This window comes from Streptomyces sp. NPDC015032 (assembly GCF_043080425.1).
In the GTDB taxonomy this organism is placed as follows: domain Bacteria; phylum Actinomycetota; class Actinomycetes; order Streptomycetales; family Streptomycetaceae; genus Streptomyces.
The window spans coordinates 473,470-496,692 of sequence record NZ_JBIBVN010000001.1; the positions used below are offsets into that span (position 1 = coordinate 473,470).

At 69.8% G+C, this 23,223-nt stretch carries 25 protein-coding genes, 1 tRNA gene and 1 riboswitch; of the genes, 12 read left to right on the forward strand and 14 right to left on the reverse strand.

Annotation, left to right across the window (positions count from 1 at the left end; translation table 11 throughout):
* Positions 1–94: 94 nt before the first annotated feature.
* Complete coding sequence (locus tag ACF08M_RS02085) at positions 95–874, reverse strand: LPXTG cell wall anchor domain-containing protein (RefSeq protein WP_392183305.1); 780 nt, start codon at positions 872–874, stop codon at positions 95–97.
* A 242-nt stretch (positions 875–1,116) separates the two neighbouring features.
* On the opposite strand from ACF08M_RS02085, the gene ACF08M_RS02090 reads away from it, so the two are divergent.
* From ACF08M_RS02090 to ACF08M_RS02105, 4 genes are all read left to right on the forward strand, one after another.
* A complete protein-coding gene (locus tag ACF08M_RS02090) occupies positions 1,117–1,428 on the forward strand; it encodes an ArsR/SmtB family transcription factor (RefSeq protein WP_392183306.1) in 312 nt (103 codons plus the stop codon).
* A 166-nt stretch (positions 1,429–1,594) separates the two neighbouring features.
* On the forward strand, positions 1,595–2,812 hold the full coding sequence (locus tag ACF08M_RS02095; protein WP_392183307.1) for an MFS transporter: 1,218 nt from the start codon (positions 1,595–1,597) through the stop codon (positions 2,810–2,812).
* 118 nt (positions 2,813–2,930) lie between these two features.
* On the forward strand, positions 2,931–3,500 hold the full coding sequence (locus ACF08M_RS02100; protein ID WP_392183308.1) for a DinB family protein: 570 nt from the start codon (positions 2,931–2,933) through the stop codon (positions 3,498–3,500).
* A gap of 373 nt (positions 3,501–3,873) precedes the next feature.
* The gene (locus tag ACF08M_RS02105; RefSeq protein ID WP_392183309.1) at positions 3,874–4,725 is read left to right on the forward strand and encodes a hypothetical protein; all 852 of its coding nucleotides are present in this window, start codon (positions 3,874–3,876) and stop codon (positions 4,723–4,725) included.
* 228 nt (positions 4,726–4,953) lie between these two features.
* On the opposite strand, the gene cpt is transcribed toward ACF08M_RS02105, so the two are convergent.
* Positions 4,954–5,487 carry a chloramphenicol phosphotransferase CPT gene (gene cpt / locus ACF08M_RS02110; RefSeq protein ID WP_392183310.1) on the reverse strand — a complete coding sequence of 178 codons (534 nt, stop codon included), beginning with the start codon at positions 5,485–5,487 and terminating at the stop codon, positions 4,954–4,956.
* Positions 5,488–5,758: 271 nt separating this feature from the next.
* On the opposite strand from cpt, the gene ACF08M_RS02115 reads away from it, so the two are divergent.
* Positions 5,759–6,379 carry a hypothetical protein gene (locus ACF08M_RS02115; protein ID WP_392183311.1) on the forward strand — a complete coding sequence of 207 codons (621 nt, stop codon included), beginning with the start codon at positions 5,759–5,761 and terminating at the stop codon, positions 6,377–6,379.
* 130 nt (positions 6,380–6,509) lie between these two features.
* Here ACF08M_RS02115 and ACF08M_RS02120 read toward each other — a convergent pair whose 3' ends face one another.
* Both ACF08M_RS02120 and ACF08M_RS02125 read right to left on the reverse strand, forming a co-directional pair.
* Positions 6,510–7,157 (reverse strand): TetR family transcriptional regulator, encoded by a 648-nt coding sequence (locus ACF08M_RS02120; protein WP_392183312.1) that lies wholly within the window; start codon positions 7,155–7,157, stop codon positions 6,510–6,512.
* Positions 7,154–8,677 carry an MFS transporter gene (locus tag ACF08M_RS02125; protein WP_392183313.1) on the reverse strand — a complete coding sequence of 508 codons (1,524 nt, stop codon included), beginning with the start codon at positions 8,675–8,677 and terminating at the stop codon, positions 7,154–7,156. Before ACF08M_RS02125 ends, ACF08M_RS02120 begins: the two co-directional genes overlap by 4 nt.
* Before the next feature lie 199 nt (positions 8,678–8,876).
* Here ACF08M_RS02125 and ACF08M_RS02130 point away from each other — a divergent pair, with 199 nt between their 5' ends.
* The gene (locus ACF08M_RS02130) at positions 8,877–9,206 is read left to right on the forward strand and encodes a hypothetical protein (RefSeq protein WP_392183314.1); all 330 of its coding nucleotides are present in this window, start codon (positions 8,877–8,879) and stop codon (positions 9,204–9,206) included.
* Positions 9,207–9,477: 271 nt separating this feature from the next.
* Here ACF08M_RS02130 and ACF08M_RS02135 read toward each other — a convergent pair whose 3' ends face one another.
* Positions 9,478–10,860, reverse strand: a complete 1,383-nt coding sequence (locus ACF08M_RS02135; RefSeq protein WP_392183315.1) for a DUF445 domain-containing protein — start codon at positions 10,858–10,860, stop codon at positions 9,478–9,480.
* A 146-nt stretch (positions 10,861–11,006) separates the two neighbouring features.
* On the opposite strand from ACF08M_RS02135, the gene ACF08M_RS02140 reads away from it, so the two are divergent.
* On the forward strand, positions 11,007–12,257 hold the full coding sequence (locus tag ACF08M_RS02140) for a GDSL-type esterase/lipase family protein (protein WP_392183316.1): 1,251 nt from the start codon (positions 11,007–11,009) through the stop codon (positions 12,255–12,257).
* Between the two features lie 59 nt (positions 12,258–12,316).
* Here ACF08M_RS02140 and ACF08M_RS02145 read toward each other — a convergent pair whose 3' ends face one another.
* Genes ACF08M_RS02145 through ACF08M_RS02155 form a run of 3 tightly spaced genes read right to left on the reverse strand, consistent with a single transcriptional unit; the run spans position 12,317 to position 15,166 of the window.
* On the reverse strand, positions 12,317–13,429 hold the full coding sequence (locus ACF08M_RS02145) for an ATP-binding cassette domain-containing protein (protein ID WP_392183317.1): 1,113 nt from the start codon (positions 13,427–13,429) through the stop codon (positions 12,317–12,319).
* Positions 13,430–13,485: 56 nt separating this feature from the next.
* Positions 13,486–14,346, reverse strand: coding sequence for an ABC transporter permease (locus tag ACF08M_RS02150; RefSeq protein WP_392183444.1), 861 nt, complete (start codon positions 14,344–14,346; stop codon positions 13,486–13,488).
* A gap of 19 nt (positions 14,347–14,365) precedes the next feature.
* Positions 14,366–15,166 carry an ABC transporter permease gene (locus tag ACF08M_RS02155; protein ID WP_392183318.1) on the reverse strand — a complete coding sequence of 267 codons (801 nt, stop codon included), beginning with the start codon at positions 15,164–15,166 and terminating at the stop codon, positions 14,366–14,368.
* A gap of 170 nt (positions 15,167–15,336) precedes the next feature.
* Between ACF08M_RS02155 and ACF08M_RS02160 the strand changes: the two genes are divergently transcribed.
* Positions 15,337–17,760, forward strand: coding sequence for a transglycosylase domain-containing protein (locus ACF08M_RS02160; RefSeq protein WP_392183319.1), 2,424 nt, complete (start codon positions 15,337–15,339; stop codon positions 17,758–17,760).
* Here the strand turns inward: ACF08M_RS02160 and ACF08M_RS02165 are convergent.
* The 3 genes from ACF08M_RS02165 to ACF08M_RS02175 form a co-directional block, all read right to left on the reverse strand.
* A complete protein-coding gene (locus tag ACF08M_RS02165) occupies positions 17,754–18,074 on the reverse strand; it encodes a DMT family transporter (protein ID WP_392183320.1) in 321 nt (106 codons plus the stop codon). The genes ACF08M_RS02160 and ACF08M_RS02165 overlap by 7 nt on opposite strands.
* Before the next feature lie 39 nt (positions 18,075–18,113).
* Positions 18,114–18,178: riboswitch (guanidine-III (ykkC-III) riboswitch) on the reverse strand.
* Positions 18,179–18,247: 69 nt separating this feature from the next.
* Positions 18,248–18,586, reverse strand: a complete 339-nt coding sequence (locus ACF08M_RS02170; protein WP_030923137.1) for a co-chaperone GroES — start codon at positions 18,584–18,586, stop codon at positions 18,248–18,250.
* Between the two features lie 97 nt (positions 18,587–18,683).
* The gene (locus ACF08M_RS02175; RefSeq protein ID WP_392183321.1) at positions 18,684–19,004 is read right to left on the reverse strand and encodes a DUF3618 domain-containing protein; all 321 of its coding nucleotides are present in this window, start codon (positions 19,002–19,004) and stop codon (positions 18,684–18,686) included.
* Between the two features lie 129 nt (positions 19,005–19,133).
* Between ACF08M_RS02175 and bcp the strand changes: the two genes are divergently transcribed.
* From bcp to ACF08M_RS02195, 4 genes are all read left to right on the forward strand, one after another.
* The gene (bcp, locus tag ACF08M_RS02180; protein ID WP_392183322.1) at positions 19,134–19,601 is read left to right on the forward strand and encodes a thioredoxin-dependent thiol peroxidase; all 468 of its coding nucleotides are present in this window, start codon (positions 19,134–19,136) and stop codon (positions 19,599–19,601) included.
* A 162-nt stretch (positions 19,602–19,763) separates the two neighbouring features.
* A complete protein-coding gene (locus tag ACF08M_RS02185) occupies positions 19,764–20,423 on the forward strand; it encodes an HNH endonuclease signature motif containing protein (RefSeq protein ID WP_392183323.1) in 660 nt (219 codons plus the stop codon).
* The gene (locus ACF08M_RS02190) at positions 20,420–21,085 is read left to right on the forward strand and encodes an HNH endonuclease (RefSeq protein WP_392183324.1); all 666 of its coding nucleotides are present in this window, start codon (positions 20,420–20,422) and stop codon (positions 21,083–21,085) included. The genes ACF08M_RS02185 and ACF08M_RS02190 overlap by 4 nt, the downstream gene beginning before the upstream one ends.
* Before the next feature lie 52 nt (positions 21,086–21,137).
* Positions 21,138–21,212, forward strand: a tRNA-Leu gene (locus ACF08M_RS02195).
* A gap of 45 nt (positions 21,213–21,257) precedes the next feature.
* Here ACF08M_RS02195 and rdgB read toward each other — a convergent pair.
* The 3 genes from rdgB to rph all read right to left on the reverse strand — a co-directional run bounded on the left by rdgB (position 21,258) and on the right by rph (position 23,187).
* A complete protein-coding gene (rdgB, locus tag ACF08M_RS02200; RefSeq protein ID WP_392183325.1) occupies positions 21,258–21,860 on the reverse strand; it encodes an RdgB/HAM1 family non-canonical purine NTP pyrophosphatase in 603 nt (200 codons plus the stop codon).
* Between the two features lie 21 nt (positions 21,861–21,881).
* Positions 21,882–22,280 carry a hypothetical protein gene (locus ACF08M_RS02205; RefSeq protein WP_392183326.1) on the reverse strand — a complete coding sequence of 133 codons (399 nt, stop codon included), beginning with the start codon at positions 22,278–22,280 and terminating at the stop codon, positions 21,882–21,884.
* Positions 22,281–22,449: 169 nt separating this feature from the next.
* On the reverse strand, positions 22,450–23,187 hold the full coding sequence (gene rph / locus ACF08M_RS02210) for a ribonuclease PH (protein WP_392183327.1): 738 nt from the start codon (positions 23,185–23,187) through the stop codon (positions 22,450–22,452).
* Positions 23,188–23,223 lie beyond the last annotated feature (36 nt).

The following is a 23,223-nucleotide window of genomic DNA, read 5'->3' on the forward strand; positions in this document are numbered from 1 at the left end:
CCAAAACCCGTGGCCAGCCAGGGGCTGACCACGGGCAGAGGCCAAAGAACGAGCTCAGTAGCTACGGAGCACGCGGGCGCAGGCGCTTATCAGTTCAGTGCTGCTGTGTCCTGCGGCGGCGGATCACCAGGAAGCCGCCGGCCGCGACCAACGCGGCAGCCGCTGCGGAGAGCAGACCGACGGGTGCACCGGTACCGGTCTCGGCGAGGTCGCCGCCACTCTGCGTGGACGGTGACGACGAAGGGGCGGGGGAGGAAGTCGAGGACGAGGGCTTCGCGCCCTCAGGGGCGGACGAGGCGGGCGACGCGGTCGGCTGCGTCGGGGTGGACGGGGTGGCGGAGCCCGGCGTGTCGGCGGACGCCGACGGGGTGACGGAGTCCGGCTTCTCACCGCCAGGCTCGCCACCACCCGGCTTCTCGCCGCCCGGCTTCTCACCACCCGGCTTGTCGCCGCCCGGCTTCGAGTCGCCGTTGCAGTCGACCCAGAAGACCTTGTGCTTGGCCCGGCCGTGCTCGCCGTCGAAGTTCCAGAACAGCTTGTAGTGGCCGTCGGGCAGGGACTGGTCCTGCGTACGGCTGTGGCCCTTGTCGTCGAGCGTCAGGGAACCGGACTTCACGGTCTTGCCCTTGACGTCGGCGGTCGGGGGCCAGGCTTCGATGCGCCAGTCGACATCCTGGGCGGCGTCGAACCCGAAGGCATCGAGATAGAAGGTGCACACGTGAGGCTCGTTCTTACGAAGCTCCTCACCGGTCGCGGCGTCGTGGATCTTCACGGTGCCGTTGTCGCCGGGGGCGGTGGCGTATGCCGTAGGGGCAAGCAGCAGGGCCGTGGTGACGGCGGCCGTGAGCGTGCCTGCAAAAGCAAATGTGCGCATAGGTAATCCAACGGTTGAAAGAGCGGGTTACCGTGGGGGGTGCCTCACCTTCCTGCGGCCTTCGCGCGCCCGTCAATGCGCCTCTGACCACTTATGCCACGCGGTACATCACTTGCCCCTTTAGTTCCGCATAACAATTGAGAACGGCGGCCTGGTCGATTTCGGCGATTTGACTTCCCCCTACGTATCGCGAAAACTAGATGCATCCCATCAGTTGCAGTCGCACGGAGAGGTGAAGAGCGTTGGACCCCCTGGCTGTACACAAGGCCCTCGCCAACCCCGCACGCCTCCAGTTCATGCAGTGGCTCCGGGAGCCGGAGAAGTACTTCGACGAGGACTCCTACCGGCAGCAAGGACTCGGCTTCCACATCGGCGTATGCGTCGGCGACATCCAGAAGCGCGCCGGGCTGGCACAGTCGGTGGTGTCCGGGTACTTGCAGACCCTGAGGGACGCCGGACTGCTCACCTCCGAACGCATCGGCAAGTGGACGTACTACCGGCGCAACGAACCGGTGATCGCGGAGTTCGCCGCACACGTCCGCGACGAACTGTAGGCCGGGCAGCCGGACGCCCACACGGGCTTCACCCCGGACACCCGGAGGCGGCGTACGTCTGCGCACCCACACACCCATACCTCATGGCGCATGCGCCATGTTGCATGCACCCCACCTTCCCCATAGCTCAATACATCTACTTTTCTAGATTTAATGAAAGGTCGCGATGAGAAAGACCACCCTCACTGTCCTGGTGCTCGCCCTGGGCGTGTTCGGGATCATCACCACCGAGATGGGCATGGTGGGCGTGCTCCCCCAGGTCTCCGCCGAGCTCGGTGTCTCGCCCTCCGCCGCCGGGTGGCTCGTCGGGGCCTTTGCCCTGGTCATCGCCGTATCCGGGCCGTTCACCACACTGCTCGCCTCCGGCATCGACCGCAAGAAGGTGCTCGCCGCCGCCATCGCGGTGTTCGCCGTCTCCAATGCCGTCTACGCGCTCACCACGCAGTACGAGGTGATGCTCGCCTTCCGCGTCGTCCCCGCCCTCTTCCATCCGGTGTTCTTCGCAGTCGCGCTCGCGACCGCCGCACGGATGGTGCCGGCCGAGGACGCGACCCGGGCCACGGCCACCGTGTTCGGCGGAGTCACCGTCGGTTTCGCCTTCGGCGTGCCGCTGACCTCGTATCTCGCCGAGCATGTGTCCCTGCCGTCGGCGTTCTGGTTCGGCGCGCTCGTCAACCTGATCGCCCTCCTCGGCATCCTGCGGTTCGTGCCGCCCATGCCCGTCGGCCAACGGGTCTCCTACGGCGCCCAGTTGAGCGTTCTCAGGCGTTCCCGGATGTGGCTGACCATCGCGTCGGTCGTCCTCGTCTTCGCGTCGATGTTCTCGGTCTACGGCTACTTCGCCGAGTACCTGGGTCAGGTCACGCACATGGACGGCACCTGGGTCAGTGCCATGCTGATGGCCTTCGGCATCGTGATGATCCTCGGGAACTTCGTCTTCGGCGGGCTGTTGCGGCGCAACCTGCTCCGTACGGTGATCGCCTACCCCGTCCTGTGCCTGCTCGTCTTCGTGCTCCTGTACGCCGTCGGCCCGCTCTTCGCGGCGATGGTTCCGGCGGTGCTGATCTGGGGTGCCGTGCACTCCGGCGGACTCATCGTGAGCCAGAGCTGGCTGGGGCGGGACGCCGAGGACGCCCCCGAATTCGGCAACAGCCTCTTCATCTCGTTCTCGAACCTCGGCATCACCGTCGGAACCGCGGTCGGCGGCTGGGTCATGACCGCGTACGGCACCCGTCAACTCGCCTGGGTCGGGGCCGGGTTCGCCGTGGCCGCGTTGCTTGTCATGATGGCGCGGCTGGGGCTGGACCGTACCCGCACGCGCCCCGTTTCCTCTCCGCAGACCGGCCGGCCCTCGGCGTCGACCGGCGTCCAGGGGCCGCTGTAGGAGCCAGTTGCCGGCGCCCGGCACGACGCCGTTCGTGTCGGGGGCTTCGGGGTACCAGCCCCCTGAGGCACCGCGCCTGGCACCGAAAGCCAGGAGCCGACCGAAGGGGAAACGGCCCATGGGAGCGACGAGCACCGACAACGACGCACAGGCCGGGGAGCGCGAGGATCTCCTCGCGCTCGTCGCCGATCAGCGCGTCAACTTTCTCTACACCGTCACGGACGTCAGTGACGAGCAGGCCGGTCTCGCCACCACCGTCAGCGAGTTGACGCTCGGCGGTCTGGTCAAGCATCTCGGTGACGTGCAGCGGACGTGGCTCGCGGTGGTCGACGGTACGGCGCCGGTCACGGTCGCCCCGGCCGATCTGGACCCCGACCGCAACCGGATGGCCGAGGGCGAGACTCTGACCGGGCTGCTCGACGCCTTCCACACGGCCGCCGCGGAATTCGACCGCACGTTGCGGCAGGAGCCCGACCTCGGGCGTCTCGTGACGCTCCCGCAGTACCCGTGGTCGCCGCCGGAGCCGATCACGTGGACCGTACGGCACGTGCTGCTGCATGTCTTTCGTGAGATCGCTCACCACAGCGGCCACGCGGACATCATCCGCGAGGCCCTGGACGGCGCCGGCACCACGGCACGCATGATGGAGGCCGCCTCGCGCGGCGGCGATGTGAACAGCGGCGACTGACAGCAGGGGCCCGCAGCCCGCGCCGGGAGCCCGCGCCGCGTGTGCGTACGGGGCACGGGCTCCCGGGACGCAACCGCCCTGCGTACTCCGCGTACTCCGCGTACTCCGCGTACTCCGCGGCCGTCCGGAACCCGGAGTGGTCGCTCCGGCCGGTGAAGCGCACGAGGTGCAGCGTACGAAGCGCATGCGGCCGAACGAGTGTCTCGCAGCCGGTCTCCGGGCACGCGACGGGATGTTTCTGGAGACTGGCGGTCGGTACGGAAGTGCTTTCCGGCCGCTCGTATCGAGGCGTCGAATTTCGGCCACAACACAACGCCCCTTACGCTGCAACACATCGGTCACCAAAGGTCGGCCGGGAGAGAAGGGCGACAACATGACCTCCGAGATCAACACACTCGGCACCATCGATGCCACAACTGCCTTGCTGCAGGCGGAACTTCCGCGTCTGGAGCAGCGCCAGCAGACACTGGAGAAGGAGCTCGCGACCGTCACCGAGCGCCTGGAATCGGTGCGGACCGCGCTGACGGCGCTGCGCACCCTGTCCGTTTCCCCGATTCCTTCCTCGAACGCGGACGCGCAGGAGGACAAGGCCGGGGAGGACAACGCGGAGGACGTCAAGGCCGAGGCCGAGGGCGTCGTTGCTCCCAGGATTCCGCAGCAGGCTCAGGACTCCGTCGACTCCGCCACCCAGGCAGAGGTCCCGCAGGAGGCGGCAGAGGCCGCTCAGGAGTCGGCGACGGCCGCCCCCGCACGCCGCCGCGCCGCCCGGAAGACGTCCGCCCCCAAGGGACGCAAGCAGGCGGCCGCCAAGCCGAAGAGCGAGCGCGGCCAGGTCAAGAAGGCCACCGCCGCCACGTCGGCGAAGGACGCCGAGCCCGCCAAGCCGGCAAAGGCCGCGGCGCCTGCCAAGAAGGCCGCCGCCGCGAAGGGCAAGAAGGCCGTCGCACCGGCCAAGGCCGCCAAGCCCGCGAAGGCCACGGCTCCGAAGAAGGCAACGCCCGCCGCACCGGCTGCCGACGACAGTGGCAGCCTCACCGAGATGGCCGTGAAGGTGCTGGCGAAGTTCGGCGACACCCCCGTCCGTGCCCGCGAGGTCACGAAGGCACTGGGGCGTGAACTCACCCCCAACAGCATCAACACGGTCCGCAGCACGCTCGACCGGCTCGTCGCCACGTCCCGGGCCCACCGCGCCGGCCGGGGCCTCTACCAGGCGCCCGCCAACTGACGCTTCCCGCAAGGCAACAGGAAGAACGGTTCGTCACCCGCTCCCGTTGTGGTCCCAGGACCGCGACGGGGGCGGGTGATGTCGCTTCCGCGTCCGGCACCGGTGGTTGATCCCGGGGCATGCCATGTGCGTGCAGCGGGTGTGCCGGGCGGGTGCCGCCCGTGTGGTGAGTGCGCGGCCGGGAGAGACCGCCGGGCGCCGCGCACCCGTGGGGCGTGCCCCGGCGGATCACTTCACACGGTCGGCGATGATCCGCGCGCACTCCAGGGACTCGCTCCGCGTCGTGTCCACCTCCAGGTCGTAGAACACCCCTTGGTGGACCATGTCCGCCTGCGCCGCCGCCATCCCCGTGATCCGGTCGCCGCGCGCGATCTCACGGGCCGCGGCAACCGCGCTCTCGCACCGGACCCCCACCCACAACACCCCGAGTCCGCCGAGTGCCTGCTGCCAACGCCGCTGGGACTCCGCTCCGCCGAGGAAGACCTCGTCGACAATGACCCCGGCTCCCGCACGGGCCATCGCGGCGACTCCCTCGATCCATGCCGACTCCAACGTACGGAACCCGGGACCGACGATCACTTCACCATCCGGCGCGATCTCGATGCCCGCGTCCGACTCCTGCATGGACGTGGGCATCGCCTCGATCAGTGTGTCGACCCCGAAGGTCAGCCAGGGATCCGGCAGGACCGCCTGAAGACACCGGGCGATCCCGGACTTCCCCGAGCTGGAACCACCATTGAGCACGATCATCCGGGTCGTCATGCCGCCACTCTACGAGCGTGCTGTGTCACCTGTGTCACCGGTGTCGCCCAGGGCGCGCACGCCCGGATTCCGGGCCGACCGAGGCCCCGGGGGCGTTGGTTTCAACTGCCTGCGCGAAGAGATCCATATCGCCTGGACCTCCAGCGGGAGCCGTGAGTCCATAGGAGTTCGCAGGAGTCCGTGGGAGTCCGTGGGAGTCCGTGAGAGTCCGTGGGAGTCCGTGGGGAACCGGATCAGCTTCGTCAGGGGGGCGTCAATGCCACGTCGTGGAGTGAGAGTTCCGAGCGTACGGCTGTGCTCGGGGATGGTGCTCGGCCTGGCCGCCGGGGTGGGAACACTGTGGCTGCTCAGCCTTCTCGGCCGTTCCCTCTACACCTCGTCGGGCACGTTCGGGATGCTGCTGGTGGCGGCGAGCGGCATCGTCGTCGGCTGCGCCGTGGCGCTCGCGCGACTGGGCACCGGCGCCGGGTCCTCGTTCGGGCTGCTGGCGGGGATCGCGGCCATGTTCTTCTGCGCCGTGCACATGCAGTACCTCACGTCCAACGCCCTGCACGAACGGGGCCGCGAGGTCTACGGCGTGATACAGGAGGAGACCTCCTCCCTCACCGACTCGGACGGCATCACGACGTACGGCTACGCCGTCTCCTACCCGGGGAACCTGCGCCAGCGGGAGCTCTCCACCGTGAACGAGCGGTTGGAGACCGGGGGACGGTATCTCATCACCGTCGACCCGCAGCACAAGGTTCGCCCGGCCCTCGGTCCCAGGCCGGGCACGGACGTCTTCCACCTCCTCGGGCAGATCGCGACCGGAATCTTCGTCCTGTTCTTCTGGACCTTCGCCGTCATGCTGGGCTTTCGGCCGCCCGAGATCGAAGGCTGGTGGCACACCTGAACCGTGGGCGTCACAGCGGTTACCAGGGGCGCCACAACGGTCGTCGCGGGCCATGAGGCCCCGTCGTCCGGATGGCCCGGACCGTACGTCCCGGGCCCGGGTACATCCCGGGCCCGGGGTCGCCGGTGCCTCACCCCGTGATCAGGGTCTGGAGCGCGGGCGCGTACAGGTCCGCGAGGTGTTCGGGGGTCGCCTCCGCTCCGGCGCCGTCGCGGTGGAGGCTGAGGGTGGCGCCGAGGCCGAGCAGGTGTCCGGCGATCAGTTCGGCGCGCAGGGTGGCTTCGGGGCCGGGGAGGCGGGCGGCCAGGACGTCGGTGACCTGTTCGTGGAAACGGTCGCGCAGCAGGGAGCGTTCGTCGCGGTTGCCGAGCGAGAAGACGACCCGCAGCAGGGGGTCGGTCTGCAGTTCCCGGCGGCGGCTCACCAGCGTCACCACCATGTGGCGGCCCAGCATGTCGAGCGGGGCGTCGAAGAGTTCGGCGGCGGCCGGGCCGAAGTCGGCGACGGTGTTGAAGAGTTCTTCCTTGCGGCTGAAGTGCTTGACGACCAGGGACGGGCTCACTCCGGCGTCGGCCGCTATGCCCCTGATGGTCACATCGGCGTACGGACGCTGGGTGAACGCCCGGCGGGCGGCACGTAGGATCGCGCCCCGGCCCGATCCCGGATCGCCGGCCGTGGCCGGTCCGGGTGCCGGAGCCGGTCCGGGTGCCGGAGCCGGTCCGGGTGCCGGTCCGGGTGCCGGAGCCGGGGCCGGTACGGTGGCCTGGCCGCTGATCATGCGCCCTCCTGGGTCCCCCGGACCTCCTGGACCGGCATCGTTCGCACGCCGCCCACCCGGTCGACCGGGACGTTGCGGCTCCCTTCGACCGTACCCGCCGCCGCGTGCGTACGGCCGGTCGGCAGGCACAGCGTGACCAGCAGGGCCGCGAGCGCCGCGCCCGCCGCGATCAGGAAGACCACCTGGTAGGCGTGGAGCGTGGGGGCCGTCCGGCCACCCGCCACGAACGTGAGGTTGGCGAGGACCGCGGCCACCGTCGCGCTGCAGAAGGCCTGCCCGATCGACCGCATCAAGGTGTTGAGGCCGTTGGCCGCACCCGTCTCGCCGACCGGGACGCCGCGCATGACCAGCGCGGGAAGCGCCGAATACGCGATGGCGGTGCCCGAGGCGACGACCGTCGCACCCGCGATGATCAACCAGAGGCTGTGGCTGGTGAAGTACCGCACCACGTATCCGGCCGCGATCACCCCCGCCGCCACCGCCAGGCTCACCTTCGGACCGAACTTCGCGGAGATCCGCGCCGAGACCGGCGAGAGCGCCACCATCATCACGCCGCCCGGCAGCAGACACAGCCCGCTGACGACGAGCGAGGCGCCGAGCCCGTAGCCCGTCGCCTTCGGCTCCTGCACCATCTGTGCGGTGACCAGAGAGTTCGCGTAGAAGGCGAAGCCGAGCAGCAGGGCTGCGACGTTGGTGAGCAGGACGGCCGGGCGGGCCGAGACCCGCAGATCGACCATGGGCGTCGGAACGCGGAGCTCGTACGCGCCCCAGAGCAGCGCCACCACCACGGCGGCCACCAGCAGCCCGGTCGTGCGGGCCGAGGTCCAGCCCCAGTCCGCGCCCTGGGTGACCGCGAGGAGCAGACAGACCAGGGCCCCGGACAGCCCCAGCGCACCGACGGCGTCGAAACGGCCGCGGGTGCGGAGCGGGGACTCGGGTACGCACCGCAGCACCAGCACGATGTCGACGGCGCCGATCACCCCGGAGACCCAGAACATCGTGTGCCAGTCGAAGTTCTCGACGACGAGCGCCGCGACCGGCAGCCCGACCGTCGCGCCGATGCCGAACGTCGAGCTCATCAGCGCCACGGCGGACAGCACCCGCTCGGGCGGCAGCTCGTCGCGCAGGATGCTGATGCCCAGCGGTACGACGGCGAGCGCTGCACCCTGCAGGGCTCGGCCGGTGATCAGTACGCCGATGTGGGAGCTGACCGCGCACAGGACCGAGCCCACCACCAGCACCCCGAGCGAGGCGACAAGCACCCGCCGCTTGCCGTACATGTCACCGACCCTGCCGAGAACGGGCGTGAACACGGCACCGGTGAGCAGGGTGACGGTGACCAGCCAGCTGGCGGCGACCGGGGTGGCGCCGGTCAGGGCCGGTATGTGCGGAAGCAGCGGGACGACGATCGTCTGCATGACCGCGACCACGACACCGCAGAAGGCCAGTACGCCGACGGCGAAGCGGGGGTGCGGGGCCTCGTCCGTGGCGTGGTTCGGGGCGGGTATGTCCGCGGGCATGGCTCTCCGTACGGTGATCGGTGGCAGCGGGGGGCGGTTCAGGAGCGTTCGGCCGCAACACAGGGGTGCACGCCCGTTCACCCGTCAGAGTAAACGCCTGTGCACCCCCTCGGCGACAAGAACTGCGGGCCCCGCGTTAGCCTCGAAACCCCGGGCTCCCGTCCCGGACGACACGGAAAAGAAGGCGAAGGTGGCTGCGATGGCGAAGGTTCCGGCAGCGGCGGTGGCGGCGAGCGGGCTGGTCGGCGGATACGCCGTGGCGCGGTGGACCAAGAAGCGTCCGCTGGGCGGGGTCGCCCTCGCCGCCGCGGGCGGCGTCGCCGCGTACGAGTGGAACCGGCAGGCCGGACCGCGTGCGGCCGTCGGGCTGACCACGGCGTATGTCGCCGCGTTCGCCGGTTCGCACCCGCTGGCCAAGAAGATCGGCGCCTGGCCCGCCGTGTTCGCCGTCGCGGGCGGCATGGCCGCCGCGTCGTGGGCGGTCACCCGCGCGGCCGCCTGCACCGGATCGGCCGCGTGCAGCCGGTGACGACCCGCCGGACGGGCTGACCGCGGGCGGGCGCCCCGTACGTACACGGGGACGCTGCCCCGCGGGGACCGGGTGCGTTCGAGGCAGAGCGCGGAGTACGGATTGCGGATTGCGGGGCACGGGGTATTGCTCGGCACGGGGTACGGAGTGCGGGGTACGGGGCACGGAGTGCGCACGCACCGCCGCGGTCAGGCGCTCGCCCGCGGATTCCGGGTGCGTCCCGTACGACAGGACGGGCACGCACCCGGGGCCCTCTGCGTGAAACCGGCCCCTACGCCCCCAGCGCCCACGACACCGTGTAGATCAGCAGCCCCGCCAGCGCACCCACCACCGTGCCGTTGATCCGGATGAACTGCAGGTCGCGGCCGATGTGCGCCTCGATCTTCTTCGACGTCTGGTCCGCGTCCCAGCTCGCGACGGTGTCGCTGATCAGCGAGGTGATCTCCGCGCGGTACGTCGTGACGACATAGACCGCCGCGTCCTCCAGCCAGCCCTCCAGCTTGGCCTGCATCCGCCCGTCCGTCGCCAGCCGCGCGCCGAACGTCAGCAACGACGCCCGCGCCCGCAGCCGCAGCTCGCTCTGCTCGTCGTCCGCCGCCGCGATGACCATCGTGCGTACGGACGACCAGGCGGACGCGATGACCTCCTGGACCTCGCCGCGCCCCAGGATCTCCGACTTCAGCCGCTCCACCCGCGCCCGGGTGTCCGGATCCGTCCGGAGGTCGGCCGCGAAGTCCGTCAGAAAGGTGTCGATCGACGCGCGCGCCGGGTGCCCCGGCATGTCCCGCATCTCGGTGACGAAGCGCAGAAGCTCCTTGTAGACCCGCTCCCCCACCCGCTTGTCGACGAACCGCGGCGTCCAGCCCGGCGCCCCGCCCTGCACCGCGTCCATCACCGAATCGCCGTGCAGCACCAGCCAGTCGTGGGCGCGCACACAGATCAGGTCCACCATCCTGCGGTGGCCGCCGTCGGCGACGATCTTCTCCAGCATCTTGCCGAGGCCGGGAGCGATCTCCGCCGCGTTGGCCCGCCGGGTGATCGCCTCACCCACCACGGCCTGCACATCGGAATCCCGCAGCACCGTCAGCGCGCCGCGCAGCGCGGTCGACAGCTCGGCCGTAACCCGGTCGGCGTGGACCGGCTCGGCCAGCCAGCCCCCGAGCCGGCCGCCGATGCCGAGGGCGTGTATGCGGCTCCGTACGACATCGCCGGAGAGAAAATTCTCGCCGACGAATGAACCCAGCGAGGCTCCGAGCTGGTCCTTCTTGGTGGGGATGATCGCGGTGTGCGGGATCGGCAGGCCGAGCGGACGCTTGAACAGCGCCGTGACGGCGAACCAGTCGGCCAGCGCACCCACCATCCCCGCCTCGGCGGCCGCGGCGACGAAGCCCGGCCAGCCACCCACACCCGCGCTCTTCGCCCAGGTGGCGAGGACATACACCAGCGCGACCAGCAGGAGGAGCCCCGTGGCCGTGGTCTTCATCCTGCGTACGCCGCGCCGCTTCTCCTCGTCGGCCGCGGTGTACGCGAACGAGGCGAGGGGGGCCGGGCGGCCGCCGGACGCGGGACGGGCCGCGCCCGCCGCCCGCTCCCGGACACCCTCCTGCTGCCCCGCACCCCGTTCCCCGGGGCCGGTCCGATCGATCCGTTCCATCCGCTCCACCCGTCCGCGTACGCATCGCCCCCGGTGTCCCGTACGCATTGTCCCTACCTGACCTACTCCCGGGCCGCACGTCTAGTTCCCGACGCCCTGCCCCATCATGAGATCAGCCCGACCGACCACAAGGAGAAACACCGCCCATGCCCAGGCGCCAGGGGTACGCCCTGCTCATCGCCCTCGTGGCGGGCACCGCCGCGCTCGCCACCGGGGTGGCGTTCGCCGGTTCCCTGCTGTTCACCGGCCCCGGCGCCCGGTCGCGGCAGATCGCCGCACCCGACCCACGGTCCGTGGCCCGCACGCCCGCGGCACCGGCCCACTCCGCCGGCCGCTGGTTCGCCACCTGGACGGCGGCCCCCACCGCCGGGGCGACGGACACGTACCACGGCGGCGACCCGGCCCGGCGCACCATACGTAACGTCGTGCACACCAGCATCGGCGGCGACGCGGCGCGCATCACCCTCTCCAACGTCTTCGGTACGCACCCGCTGGTCGTGGACCACGCCACGGTGAACACCCGCCCCGTGACGTTCCGGGGCGCGGGCGCCGTGACCATCGCCGCGGGCGGGCAGGTCGTCAGCGACCCGGTGCACGTCCCGGTCGCCGCCGACGCCGATCTCGTCGTCACCCTGCGCACCCCCACCGCCGAGGGTCCCGTCACCGTCCACCCGGGCAGCCACCAGACGTCGTACGTGGCGGACGAACGGGGCACCCGGCGCACCACCGACTGGCGCTACCTCACCGCCGTCGACGTACACAACACCTCGGCCGCCGGGACGATCGCCGTGATCGGTGACTCACTGACCGCGGGCAGCGGCTCCACCCTCGACACGAACAGCCGCTGGCCCGACGTGCTCGCCGACCGGCTGGGCGGCCGGTACGGGGTGGTCAACGCCGGCATCGCGGGCAACCGCATCCTGCGCGACGGCCGCGGCGTACGGGCGAGCGCCCGCTTCGACCGCGACGTACTGGACATCGCCGGGGTGAGGACGGTCGTCGTCGCCCTCGGCATCAACGACGTGCAGCAGGTCCCGCAGGAGACCGACCCGCAGCGCATCACGGACGCCCTGCACTCCCTGACCCGGCGCGCCCACGCCCGCGGACTGCGGGTCGTCGGGGCGACGCTGATGCCGTACGAGGGGTTCCGCACCTGGACACCCGCGCAGGACACCGTCCGGGAACGGGTCAACGCGCTGATCCGGGCGGGCGGTGTCTTCGACGCGTTCATCGACTTCGACAAGGCGGCCCGCGACCCGTTCCGCCCGACCCGGCTGCTGCCCGCCTACGACTCAGGCGACCACCTCCACCTGAACGACAGGGGCTACCGGCGGCTGGGCTCGCTGGTGGACCTGTCGGCCCTGCGGCACCGGCAGCCCGTCGCCGACCAGCTCTGACGCTCCGGGACCGGCAGATCCGGCTGCCGCCCCGGCGGGTGCAAACGCGTACGCTCACGTCACCGATCCGCGGGCGTCCGCCCGTCGCCGGCCGACGCGTACATCTTCGCGATCACGGCCTCGATGTCCGGCTCCCGGACCGACAGATCGACCAGCGGGTAGTCCGCGGCGATCCGGGCGACCAGCGGCGCGGCCGACTCCGAGGCCGGGAAGGCCAGCCACTGGCGCGGGCCCTCCACCTTCACCGTACGCACCGAGGGCGCCGACTCCAGCCGGATCGGCGGGAGCGGGCGCTCCAGGTCGACCACCAGCGTCCGCTCGCTCTCACCCACCTCGTGCAGCCCGGCGAGCGCCCCGTCGTACATCAGACGGCCGTGGTCGATCACCATCACGCGCTTGCAGAGCTGCTCGATGTCCGTCAGATCATGGGTGGTGAGCAGCACGGTCGTCCCCCTTTCGGCGTTCAGGTCCCGCAGGAATCCCCGGACTCCGGCCTTGGAGACGACATCCAGGCCGATCGTCGGCTCGTCCAGGTACAGCACCTCGGGATCGTGCAGCAGGGCCGCCGCGATGTCCCCGCGCATCCGCTGCCCCAGCGACAGCTGTCGTACGGGTACGTCCAACAGCTCGCCCAGGTCGAGGAGTTCGACACAGCGGTCCAGGTTCTCGCGGTAGCGGGCGTCGGGAATCCGGTACATCCGGTGCATCAGCCGGTACGAGTCGCGCAGCGGCAGGTCCCACCAGAGCGTGGTGCGCTGGCCGAACACCACACCGATCCGGTGCGCCAGCCTCGTACGCTCCCTGGAAGGATCGATGCCCGCCACCCGCAGCCGGCCGCCGCTCGGGGTGAGGATGCCGGTCAGCATCTTGATCGTGGTGGACTTCCCGGCGCCGTTGGGACCGATGTAACCCACCATTTCGCCGCGTGCGACGCGGAAGCTGATGGAGTCGACCGCCCGGACCTGGCGGCGCTCACGGCGCAGGAAGCCGGTCCTGCGGCGCACATCGAAGACCTTCTCGACGTTGTCGAGCTCGATGAAGTTGGTGTCGGTCCCGGCGCTTGTCCCAGTGTTGGTCTCGGTGTTGTTCCCGGCGCTTGTCCCGGTGTTGTTCCCGGCGCTCGTCCCGGTGTTGTTCCCGGCGCTCGTCCCGGTGTTGGTCTCGGTGTTCATCTCCGGTGCCCCCTGCCCTGTTCTTCTCGCTTGCCCTGCCCTGCTCGGTGTCTTCGTCAACTGCCCGTGCTGCGGTACGCCCGCAGTCCCGAGCGCCAGGCCAGGCCCGCGAGCAGCCAGCACAGGGCCGCCATCACCGGGGGCAGGAACGCCACCCAGTCCGGCAGGTCCAGCGGATAGTCCCGGCCCAGCACGTACAGCGCGGGCAGCCAGTTCACAAAGGCCAGCGGCACCACGAACGTCACCCCGCGCACCAGGTCCTTCGCGAAGATCGACGGCGGGTACTGGAGCAGCGTGTTCCCTCCGTACGTGAAGGAGTTCTGCACCTCGGAGGCGTCCTGCGCAACGAACTGGAACGCCGCCCCGGCCACGAACACCGCCGCGAAGATCGCCGCCCCGCTCAGCAGCATCATCGGGATCATCGCCACCTTCAGCGGTGTCCACCCGATGTCCAGCGTCACCAGTGCGTACCCGAGAACCAGCGCGCCCTGGGTGATGCGCCCCAGCCTGCGCAGCGCGAACCGGTCCGCCGCGACCTGGGCGAGCACCGGCACCGGCCGCACCAGCAGCGTGTCCAGCGTGCCGTCGCGCACCCGCCGTCCCAGCCGGTCCATCGAACCCATCACCAGGTCGGCGAGGCCGAACGCGGTGCCGGAGGCCCCGTACAGCAGGGCGATCTCGGGCAGTGTGTAGCCGCCCAGCGCGTCCACGTGCGAGAACATCAGCAGGATCGCGACGAAGTCGAAGGCCGTCACCGCGAAGTTCCCGAACGCCGTCATCGCGAACGAGGCGCGGTACGCCATCGTCGACCGCAGCCACATCGCCGCGATCAGCCCGTACGCCCGGACCCCCTCGACGAGCCTCGACCGCTCGACGAACACCACCTCGGGCGGGCCCGCCGCACCCGCCCCGGCCACCTCCACCGCACCGGCCGTCTCAGCCACCCTGGACCACCACCCTCCTCGTCGCCACCGACTGCACCAACCGGCCCGCCAGCAGCAGCACCAGCGCCCAGCCGCCCTGGAAGACGTACGCCTCCACCAGCCCCCACCCGGTGCTCTTGCCGAGCAGCACATCGGCCGGCACCTGGAGCAGCGACGACCACGGCAGCACCCGCGCCACCTCGCCCAGCAGCCCCGGAAACAGCGTCAGCGGCAACAGCATCCCGGAGAAGAACATCCCGGCCAGCGACGTCATCTGCGAGACCCCGGCCCCATCCAGCAGCCAGAACGCGGAAAGCGCCACCAGATAACGGATCGCGAAACTGACCAGGACGCCGAGCGTCACCGAGACGAGGAAGGCCAGCCAGGTCCCCGGCGAGGCGGGCAGGGCCAGATCGAAGGCGAGCAAGCCCAGCAGCATCGGTACCACGCCGCGGCCCAGCAGATGGAACGCCGCGCGCCCCAAGTCCCCTGCAAGCCACCAGAGTTGGAGGTCCGCAGGACGATAGAGATCGACCGCGATGTCACCGGTACGGATTCGCTCGATCAGCTCGTCCTCGAAACCGCCGCCCATCATCGCGCAGGTCATCAGCAGCGCCTGACCGAGCCACACATAGGTGAGTGCCTGGGGCATGTCGTAGCCGCCGAGCCGCGGACGCTCGTCCCACAGCGCCACATAGGTGTACGCCATGATGAAACCGAAGACGGTGTTGGTGAACACTCCCGCCACCGTCGCCGTCCGGTAAGTGGCATAGCGCCGGAACCCTCCCGCCGCCACCACCGCGTACAGCCGCACCACGTTCACCCCCTTGGCGTGGGCGTCCAACGGCGTTGGACACCAAAGCGCACGACCTTAGTCCAGCGGGCACGGCCGCCGCGACCGCTTTTCAGGGGTCGATCCGGTGCTTATTCGGCAGAAAAGGGCACTATGGGGAAACTGACCGCGGTCGAGGAGTCTGCACGGACATGAGCGACGAGCCACAGCAGCCGGGCGGGGAACACGAACTTTGGGACCGGGCCCCCAGGGACCCGGCCGCCCACGGCAGCCACAGCGGGGGGCCGGGCGGTGGAACCGGCCGGGCGAAGAAGTCCGGGCGGCCCAGGCGCACCGGCTGGCGCCGCGCCGTCCCCACCTGGCGGATGGTCCTCGGCGCCGTCCTCCTCGTCGCCCTGCTCCTGATCGGCGGATTCGCCGCCGGGTACGAACTCGTCGACATCCCGCCCGCCAACGCCAGCGCGACCGCGCAGTCAAACGTCTACCTCTACAAGGACGGCAGCGTCATCGCCCGCTCCGGCGAGGTCAACCGGGAGAACGTCAAGCTCGCCCAGGTACCGCTCACCGTCCAGCACGCCGTCCTCGCCGCGGAGGACCGCGACTTCTACTCCGAACGGGCCGTCGACCTCAAGGCCATGACCCGCGCCGCCTGGAACACCCTCACCGGCAAGGGCACACAGGGCGGCTCGACCATCACCCAGCAGTACGTCAAGAACTACTACCTCGGCCAGGAACAGACCATCGTCCGCAAGACCAAGGAGTTCTTCATCGCGGTCAAACTCAACCGCGAGCAGTCCAAGAACCAGATCCTGGAGGGCTACCTCAACACCAGCTACTTCGGCCGCAACGCCTACGGCATCCAGGTCGCCGCACAGGCCTACTACGGCAAGGACGTCGGCGACATCACCACCGCCGAGGGCGCCTACCTCGCCTCCCTGCTCAACGCCCCCAGCGCGTACGACGTCGTCGTCCACCCCGAGAACAAGGCCGCCGCCCTCGCACGCTGGAACTACGTGCTCGACGGCATGGTCAAGGAGAAGTGGCTCGGCGCCGGCGCACGCGCGGCCATGAAGTTCCCCGTACCCGGAAAGGTCAAGCCGCCCACCGGACTCTCCGGACAGCGCGGCTACATCGTCCAGGCCGTCGAGGACTACCTCACCAACAACAAGATCATCGACGAGAACACCCTGGCCACCGGCGGCTACCGGATCACCACCACGCTGGAGAGGAAGAAGCAGAACGCGCTCGTCGAGGCCGTGGACGACAACGTCATGTCCCAGACGAGCACCGACCGCAAGGCCGACCGCGACGTCCGCGTGGGCGGCGCCTCCATCGACTCCGGCACCGGCCGCGTCGTCGCCCTGTACGGCGGTATCGACTACACCAGGCAGTACGTGAACAACGCGACCCGCCGCGACTACCAGGTCGGCTCCACCTTCAAGCCGTTCGTCTTCACCTCCGCCGTCGCCAACGACTCCACCACCCAGGAGGGCCGGCGCATCACCCCCAACACCGTGTACGACGGCGCCAACAAGCGCAGGGTCCAGGGCCCGAACGGGCCCACCAGTTACGCCCCCGCCAACGAGGACGACGCCGACTACGGGCGCATCACCGTCCGCGAGGCCACCGACAAGTCCGTCAACGCCGTCTACGCCCAGATGGCCGAGGACGTCGGCCCCGGAAAGGTCAAGCGGACCGCGATCGACCTCGGCCTCCCCGAGAACACCCCCGACCTCACCCCGTACCCGTCCATCGCGCTCGGCGTCGCCACCGCCAGCGTCCTCGACATGGCCGAGGCGTACACCACCCTCGCCAACCACGGCAGGCACGGCGCGTACGTCCTCGTCGACAAGGTCAGCAAGGGCGGAGAGGATCTGGAGATCCCCGACAGGCACACCGAGCAGGTCGTCGACAGACAGGCCGCCGACACCACCACCGCGATCCTGCGGAGCGTCGTCGAGGGCGGCACCGGCACCGCCGCCCAGGGCGCCGGCCGCCCCGCCGCGGGAAAGACCGGCACCGCCGAGGAGGACAAGGCCGCCTGGTTCGCCGGCTACACCCCCGACCTCACCACCGTCATCGCCGTCATGGGCCAGGACCCCGCCACCGGCGTACAGCGGCCGCTCTACGGAGCACTCGGACTGGCCCGCCTCGGCGGCGGCGGCGCCCCCGCCCAGACCTGGGCCCAGTACACCGAGGCAGCGCTGCGCGGCACCCCGGTCCAGGACTTCGACCTCGACCTCGAAAGCGGCGCCGCCGAAACGGCCCCGCCCACCGCGGAGAACACCAGCCCCGGCAACACCTGGACACCGCCCGGGCACCCCTTCGGCACACAGCCCAGCAGCCCAGGGAGCACCGCGCCCAGCATTCCGCCGACCCCTTGGAGAAGCGAACCCCCCGCCGGCGGCACGGGCACCGGCAGCCCGGCGATCGGCGGAACACAGAACGGTGGAACGCAGAACGGCGGGGTGGAGAACGGCGGAACACAGAACGGCGGACCGGAAAACGGCGGCGGGGGCAACGGCAGCCCGCGCGGCGGGGACGGCAACAGCCTCCTCCCCGGAGGCCGGCGCACCCCGGCGCCCCCGGCGCCCCCGGCCGTCCCGCGTCAGTGACCAGAGGTCGCCTTCAGCCCCACGACGGCCACCAGCAGCAGACAGACGAAGAATATCCGGGCGGCGGTCACCGGCTCGTTCAGCACCACCATGCCGAGAACCGCCGCACCGGCCGCACCGATACCGACCCACACGCCGTACGCCGTACCGATCGGCAAGGTCTTCGCCGCATGGGACAGCAACACCATGCTCGCAACGATCCCGGCACCCGTGAACACACTCGGCCACAGCCGGGTGAACCCCTCGGTGTACTTCATCCCGATCGACCAGCCGACTTCGAGCAGACCGGCGACAATCAGCAGAACCCACGCCATGACGGCACCTCCGACAAGACAGAACACGGAAACAAACGGGGTGCGTCGTCTTTGCAAAACCCGGTACGGCGCGTCTCGTCGGGGTGGCTCCACCGTAGCAAAGAACATGTAAAGGGCCTGGTGACATGGGTCACCAGGCCACACTCGCCACTGCCGCGGACGGCAGCCGCCGACTACAGGTAGAGCCCGGTGGAATCCACCGACCCCTCGAACCGGTCCGCCGCCACCGCATGCAGGTCCCGCTCGCGCATCAGCACGTACGCCACCCCGCGCACCTCGACCTCGGCACGGTCCTCCGGGTCGTACAGCACCCGGTCCCCCGGCTCCACCGTGCGCACGTTCTGGCCCACCGCGACCACCACGGCCCAGGCCAGCCGACGGCCGACCGCAGCCGTCGCCGGAATCAAGATGCCGCCACCGGAACGCCGCTCGCCCTCGGGCGTATCGGACCGGACCAGCACGCGGTCGTGCAGCATGCGGATGGGCAGCTTGTCGTCGGTGTTCTCGCTCACGCCCCGCAACCTACCTGCCCACCGCGGCTCCCCGCCCCTCCGGGGTGCACGGACGGCGCCGTCACTTCCTCCGGCGCCACTTCGACGCCATGAGCCGTCACTTCTTCCGGCGCCGCTTCGATGCCCTGAGCAGACCGACGACACCCACCGCGAGCAGCGCAGCCGGAATCACCCGCTCCAGACGCGGCGCACCGTCCTCGGACACGAACCGCGCCTTCACGTCCGACACCGTCCGGTTCACCGCGACAAAAGCCCGCCCGGCCGTCCGGTCCACGGCCTCGGCGGCCCTGGCCTTCGCGTCACCCATGATCGTCTGCGGGTGCACCCGCACCCCGATCTCATCGAGCACCACCGCGAGCTTTTCACGCCTGCTGATGATGTCCGCCTCGATCTGCGCAGGGGTCCTGGCATCCGACACTGCGCCGCCTCCGTGGTCCTCGTCCGGTTAAACCTTCATCGACAGTCTGTCAGCTCTACCGTCCGCGCACCCGGCGGCACCCCTATTACGCTCGGTCCCGTACACCCCACGCGCCATCCGAGGAGAACCATGAGCGAGCGACTCCAGCCCGGCGACACCGCCCCCGCCTTCACCCTGCCCGACGCCGACGGCAACGACGTCTCACTCGCCGACCACAAGGGCCGCAAGGTCATCGTCTACTTCTACCCGGCCGCCCTCACCCCCGGCTGCACCAAGCAGGCCTGCGACTTCACCGACAACCTGGACCTGCTCGCCGGCGCCGGATACGACGTCATCGGCGTCTCCCCCGACAAGCCCGAGAAGCTCGCCACCTTCCGCGAGAAGGAAGACCTCAAGGTCACCCTGGTCGGCGACCCCTCCAAGGCGACCCTTGAGGCGTACGGCGCCTTCGGCGAGAAGAAGCTCTACGGCAAAACGGTGACGGGCGTCATCCGCTCCACGATCGTCGTGGACGAGAACGGCAAGGTCGAGCGGGCCCTCTACAACGTCAAGGCCACCGGTCACGTAGCCAAGATCATCAAGGACCTCGGCATCTGAGCCGGAATTCCGCCTGCCCCGGAATGCCCTGCACCGCTTCAGCCCCGACCGAAGCGGTGCAGGGCATTCCACATCTTGTCGGATATCGGACGTGACCCTCCGATAAACGACTCGTTGATCCGTACGAGGCCGCGAACATGCGGCCGGATGCGGAGGGGAAGCATGACAGTGAGCCCATACACCCGCGAGCGCCTTGAACGGGCCGCTTCGTCATCGCGGACATTGTCCGAAGCGCTGACGAAGCTCGAGGTCGACCCGAAAAGCTCGACTCGGCGATACGTCACCGCTCGCATGAGGAGAATGGGTATCGATACCGGACACTTCGAACATGAGGGCACACGCTGGACCAGAGAGGTCCTGGAGCCTGTGATCGCCTCCTCGACGAACATGTGCCAGGTGCTGCGGAACCTCGGCATTGAGGTGGTGGGCGGCCATCACACCCACATCACCCGCCGGGTGAAGGCTCTCGGCATCGACACATCCCACTTTGCACCGCCCTCCCGGAAGGGAGAGCGAAGGCGTCGTCACCCCGAGGAACTTCTGGTCAACCAGAATCCGGCCCATGCCCGCCGCATACCGGGAGACCGACTCAAGCGGGCCCTGGTCGCCATCGGCACCGAACAGCGCTGCGCGATGTGCGGCACGGAGCCCGTCTGGCGAGGCCGGCCACTCCCCCTCGAAGTCGATCACATCGACGGCGACTGGCGGAACAATCAAGCCCGGAATTTACGTCTGCTCTGCCCCAACTGCCACTCGACTACGGACACTTACCGCGGCCGAGGCAAGGGACGCCGCAACTCGCCGACAGGTATGGCGCGATGACCATCGGCACCCGATACACGCGCGAGCGACTGGTCGAAGCAGCGGAGAAATGCGACAGCATCGACGAAGTCATCGCATTCCTGGGCACACGCCCTTACGGGCACCTCCGCCGGTATCTTCTCAAGCGTTTCAAGCACTTCGGCATCGATGTCTCACACCTCCGCAGCCGCACCCGCCGCCGAATCGGACCGCGTCCCTCCAAGACAGAGCTCGCCGAGGCCGTCGCCGCGTCCGTCTCCCTGGCGGGCACGCTCCGGCTGCTGGGGCGGGCCGACACCACAGGAGCAAGGAATGATCTGCGGCGTTGGGTGGCCGAGGACGGCCTCACCACCGCACATTTCCTGGGCCAGGGCCATCAACGGGGGCGCGTCGGTCCCACTCCGCCGAAGGCGGCCGAGCACGTACTGATCAAGCACAGGGGTGAACGCCGCACGAAGACCGCCCTGCTTCGTCGCGCACTGCTGGAGATCGGCGTTCCACAAGAGTGCGCCGAGTGCGGAACTGGCACCGTGTGGCATGGCAGGCCGATGGCCCTGGAGATCGATCACATCAATGGCGACTGGAGCGACGACCGGGCCGAGAACCTCCGGTTGCTGTGTCCGAACTGCCACGCCATTACGGACACCTGGTGCCGAGGGGGCAGCACCCGAAACGCTTTTTGACGCCCTTCTCTCCCACCAGCTCCGCTTAGCACGGTAGCCTTGGTTTCGTTCTGCGCCCGTACGCCAACTGGTGAGCGGCGATCTTTAGGTGGTCGTGTTTGTGTCGGTTCGAATCCGACCGGGCGCACCGGAATCAGAGATGCCTGGCCCCGAGGGCCAGGCATCTCTCGTCTCACCCCAGCAGCTCCCGCACCACCGGTACCAGCGCCCGGAACGCCTTGCCGCGGTGGCTGATCTCGTTCTTCTCCGCGGGAGTCAGTTCCGCGCAGGTGCGGGTGGAGCCGTCCGGCTGGAGGATCGGGTCGTAGCCGAAGCCGTTGGTGCCGGACGGGGTGTGGCGCAGGGTGCCCATCAGGCGGCCCTCGACCACGCGTTCCGTGCCGTCGGGAAGGGCGAGGGCGGCGGCGCAGGCGAAGTGGGCCCCGCGGTGGGCGGCGTCGATGTCGGAGAGCTGGGCCAGGAGCAGGTCCAGGTTGGCCCTGTCGTCGCCGTGGGTGCCGGCCCAGCGGGCGGAGAAGATGCCGGGGGCGCCGCCGAGTACGTCCACGCAGAGGCCGGAGTCGTCGGCGACGGCGGGGTGGCCGGTGGCCCGGGCGAGGGCGTGGGCCTTGAGCAGGGCGTTCTCGGCGAAGGTGACGCCGGTCTCCTTGACGTCGGGGATCTCGGGGTACGCGTCCGCGCCGACGAGCTCGTGGTCGAGGCCTGCGTCGGCGAGGATCGCGTGGAGTTCGGTGATCTTCCCGGCGTTGCGGGTGGCGAGGATGAGGCGGGTCATGTCACCCAGTATCGGGGGTGGTCAGGGGGTGCAGACCTTGCCGATTTCCTTGGCGGCGTCGGTGACGGGTGCGATGTCGGGGGTGGCGTCGCCCTTTTTGATGGAGTCGCGGACGTTGCCCACGCCTGCCTGGAGGTCGTCGACGGCCTTGCCGAGGTCGGCGTTGTCGGTCTTGTCGCCGAGGTTGCCGAGTTCCTTCTCGATGTCGTCGAGGGCTTCGGACGCCTGGGTGGGGTCGTCGGCCGCGTTGGAGGCGGCCTGTTGGAGCTTGTCGACGCTGGTGGCTATGGCGTCGGCGGTGCGGACGCAGTCGAGCGCCTTGTCCACGGCACCGCAGCCGGCTGTCGCGGTGAGTGTGAGGGTGAGGGTGGTCAGGGTCAGCGCGAGGGTGATGCGGCGGTGGCGGGCGGCCTTGGCCATGGTGCGGTTCCTCCCCAGGTGCGGATACGCGGACGGGCGCACGGTTCGACCCGTGCGCCCGTGTTCGTAACGACGCGTTGTGGTGCGTATTTGGTTGCTTCTTTACCTGCGCGCCCGACCTTTACCTGCGCGCCCGACGCCTGCCGCGCTCCACGTACGCTCGCCGGGGTTACTCGCCCAGCGTGCGGGCGAGGGCCTCGTTCTGGAAGACGGTGAGGTCCGCGCAGCCGGCGGTGGCGAGGTCGAGGAGGGCGCCCAGTTCCTTGCGGTCGAAGGGGGTGGCCTCGGCGGTGCCCTGGACTTCGACGAAGCGGCCGTCGCCGGTGCAGACGACGTTCATGTCGGTCTCGGCGCGGACGTCCTCCTCGTAGCAGAGGTCGAGGAGGGGGGTGCCGTCGACGATGCCGACGCTGACCGCGGAGACGGTGTCGGTCAGCGGCTTGCGGCCGTGCTTGACGAGCTTCTTGCGCTGGGCCCAGGCGACGGCGTCGGCGAGGGCGACGTAGGCGCCGGTGACGGCGGCGGTGCGGGTGCCGCCGTCGGCCTGGAGGACGTCGCAGTCGAGGACGATGGTGTTCTCGCCGAGGGCCTTGTAGTCGACGACGGCGCGCAGGGAGCGGCCGATGAGCCGGCTGATCTCGTGGGTGCGGCCGCCGATCTTGCCGCGTACGGCTTCGCGGTCGCCGCGGGTGTTGGTGGAGCGGGGCAGCATGGAGTATTCGGCGGTGACCCAGCCTTCGCCGCTGCCCTTGCGCCAGCGGGGGACGCCTTCGGTGACGGAGGCGGTGCAGAAGACCTTGGTGTCGCCGAAGGAGATGAGTACGGAGCCTTCGGCGTGCTTGCTCCATCCGCGTTCGATGGTGACGGGGCGGAGCTGTTCGGGGGTGCGGCCGTCGATACGAGACATGGCATCGACCCTATCGGGTGCGTGGGTGGCGTCCGT

What these genes read in the sequence shown, in the direction of transcription:
- ACF08M_RS02085 (WP_392183305.1), bottom strand. Translation starts at nt 874, where the DNA reads ATGCGCACATTTGCTTTTGCAGGCACGCTCACGGCCGCCGTCACCACG.
- ACF08M_RS02095 (WP_392183307.1), top strand. Translation starts at nt 1,595, where the DNA reads ATGAGAAAGACCACCCTCACTGTCCTGGTGCTCGCCCTGGGCGTGTTC.
- ACF08M_RS02100 (WP_392183308.1), top strand. Translation starts at nt 2,931, where the DNA reads ATGGGAGCGACGAGCACCGACAACGACGCACAGGCCGGGGAGCGCGAG.
- ACF08M_RS02105 (WP_392183309.1), top strand. Translation starts at nt 3,874, where the DNA reads ATGACCTCCGAGATCAACACACTCGGCACCATCGATGCCACAACTGCC.
- cpt (WP_392183310.1), bottom strand. Translation starts at nt 5,487, where the DNA reads ATGACGACCCGGATGATCGTGCTCAATGGTGGTTCCAGCTCGGGGAAG.
- ACF08M_RS02120 (WP_392183312.1), bottom strand. Translation starts at nt 7,157, where the DNA reads ATGATCAGCGGCCAGGCCACCGTACCGGCCCCGGCTCCGGCACCCGGA.
- ACF08M_RS02125 (WP_392183313.1), bottom strand. Translation starts at nt 8,677, where the DNA reads ATGCCCGCGGACATACCCGCCCCGAACCACGCCACGGACGAGGCCCCG.
- ACF08M_RS02130 (WP_392183314.1), top strand. Translation starts at nt 8,877, where the DNA reads ATGGCGAAGGTTCCGGCAGCGGCGGTGGCGGCGAGCGGGCTGGTCGGC.
- ACF08M_RS02135 (WP_392183315.1), bottom strand. Translation starts at nt 10,860, where the DNA reads ATGGAACGGATCGATCGGACCGGCCCCGGGGAACGGGGTGCGGGGCAG.
- ACF08M_RS02140 (WP_392183316.1), top strand. Translation starts at nt 11,007, where the DNA reads ATGCCCAGGCGCCAGGGGTACGCCCTGCTCATCGCCCTCGTGGCGGGC.
- ACF08M_RS02145 (WP_392183317.1), bottom strand. Translation starts at nt 13,429, where the DNA reads ATGAACACCGAGACCAACACCGGGACGAGCGCCGGGAACAACACCGGG.
- ACF08M_RS02160 (WP_392183319.1), top strand. Translation starts at nt 15,337, where the DNA reads ATGAGCGACGAGCCACAGCAGCCGGGCGGGGAACACGAACTTTGGGAC.
- ACF08M_RS02165 (WP_392183320.1), bottom strand. Translation starts at nt 18,074, where the DNA reads ATGGCGTGGGTTCTGCTGATTGTCGCCGGTCTGCTCGAAGTCGGCTGG.
- bcp (WP_392183322.1), top strand. Translation starts at nt 19,134, where the DNA reads ATGAGCGAGCGACTCCAGCCCGGCGACACCGCCCCCGCCTTCACCCTG.
- ACF08M_RS02185 (WP_392183323.1), top strand. Translation starts at nt 19,764, where the DNA reads ATGACAGTGAGCCCATACACCCGCGAGCGCCTTGAACGGGCCGCTTCG.
- ACF08M_RS02190 (WP_392183324.1), top strand. Translation starts at nt 20,420, where the DNA reads ATGACCATCGGCACCCGATACACGCGCGAGCGACTGGTCGAAGCAGCG.
- rdgB (WP_392183325.1), bottom strand. Translation starts at nt 21,860, where the DNA reads ATGACCCGCCTCATCCTCGCCACCCGCAACGCCGGGAAGATCACCGAA.
- ACF08M_RS02205 (WP_392183326.1), bottom strand. Translation starts at nt 22,280, where the DNA reads ATGGCCAAGGCCGCCCGCCACCGCCGCATCACCCTCGCGCTGACCCTG.
- rph (WP_392183327.1), bottom strand. Translation starts at nt 23,187, where the DNA reads ATGTCTCGTATCGACGGCCGCACCCCCGAACAGCTCCGCCCCGTCACC.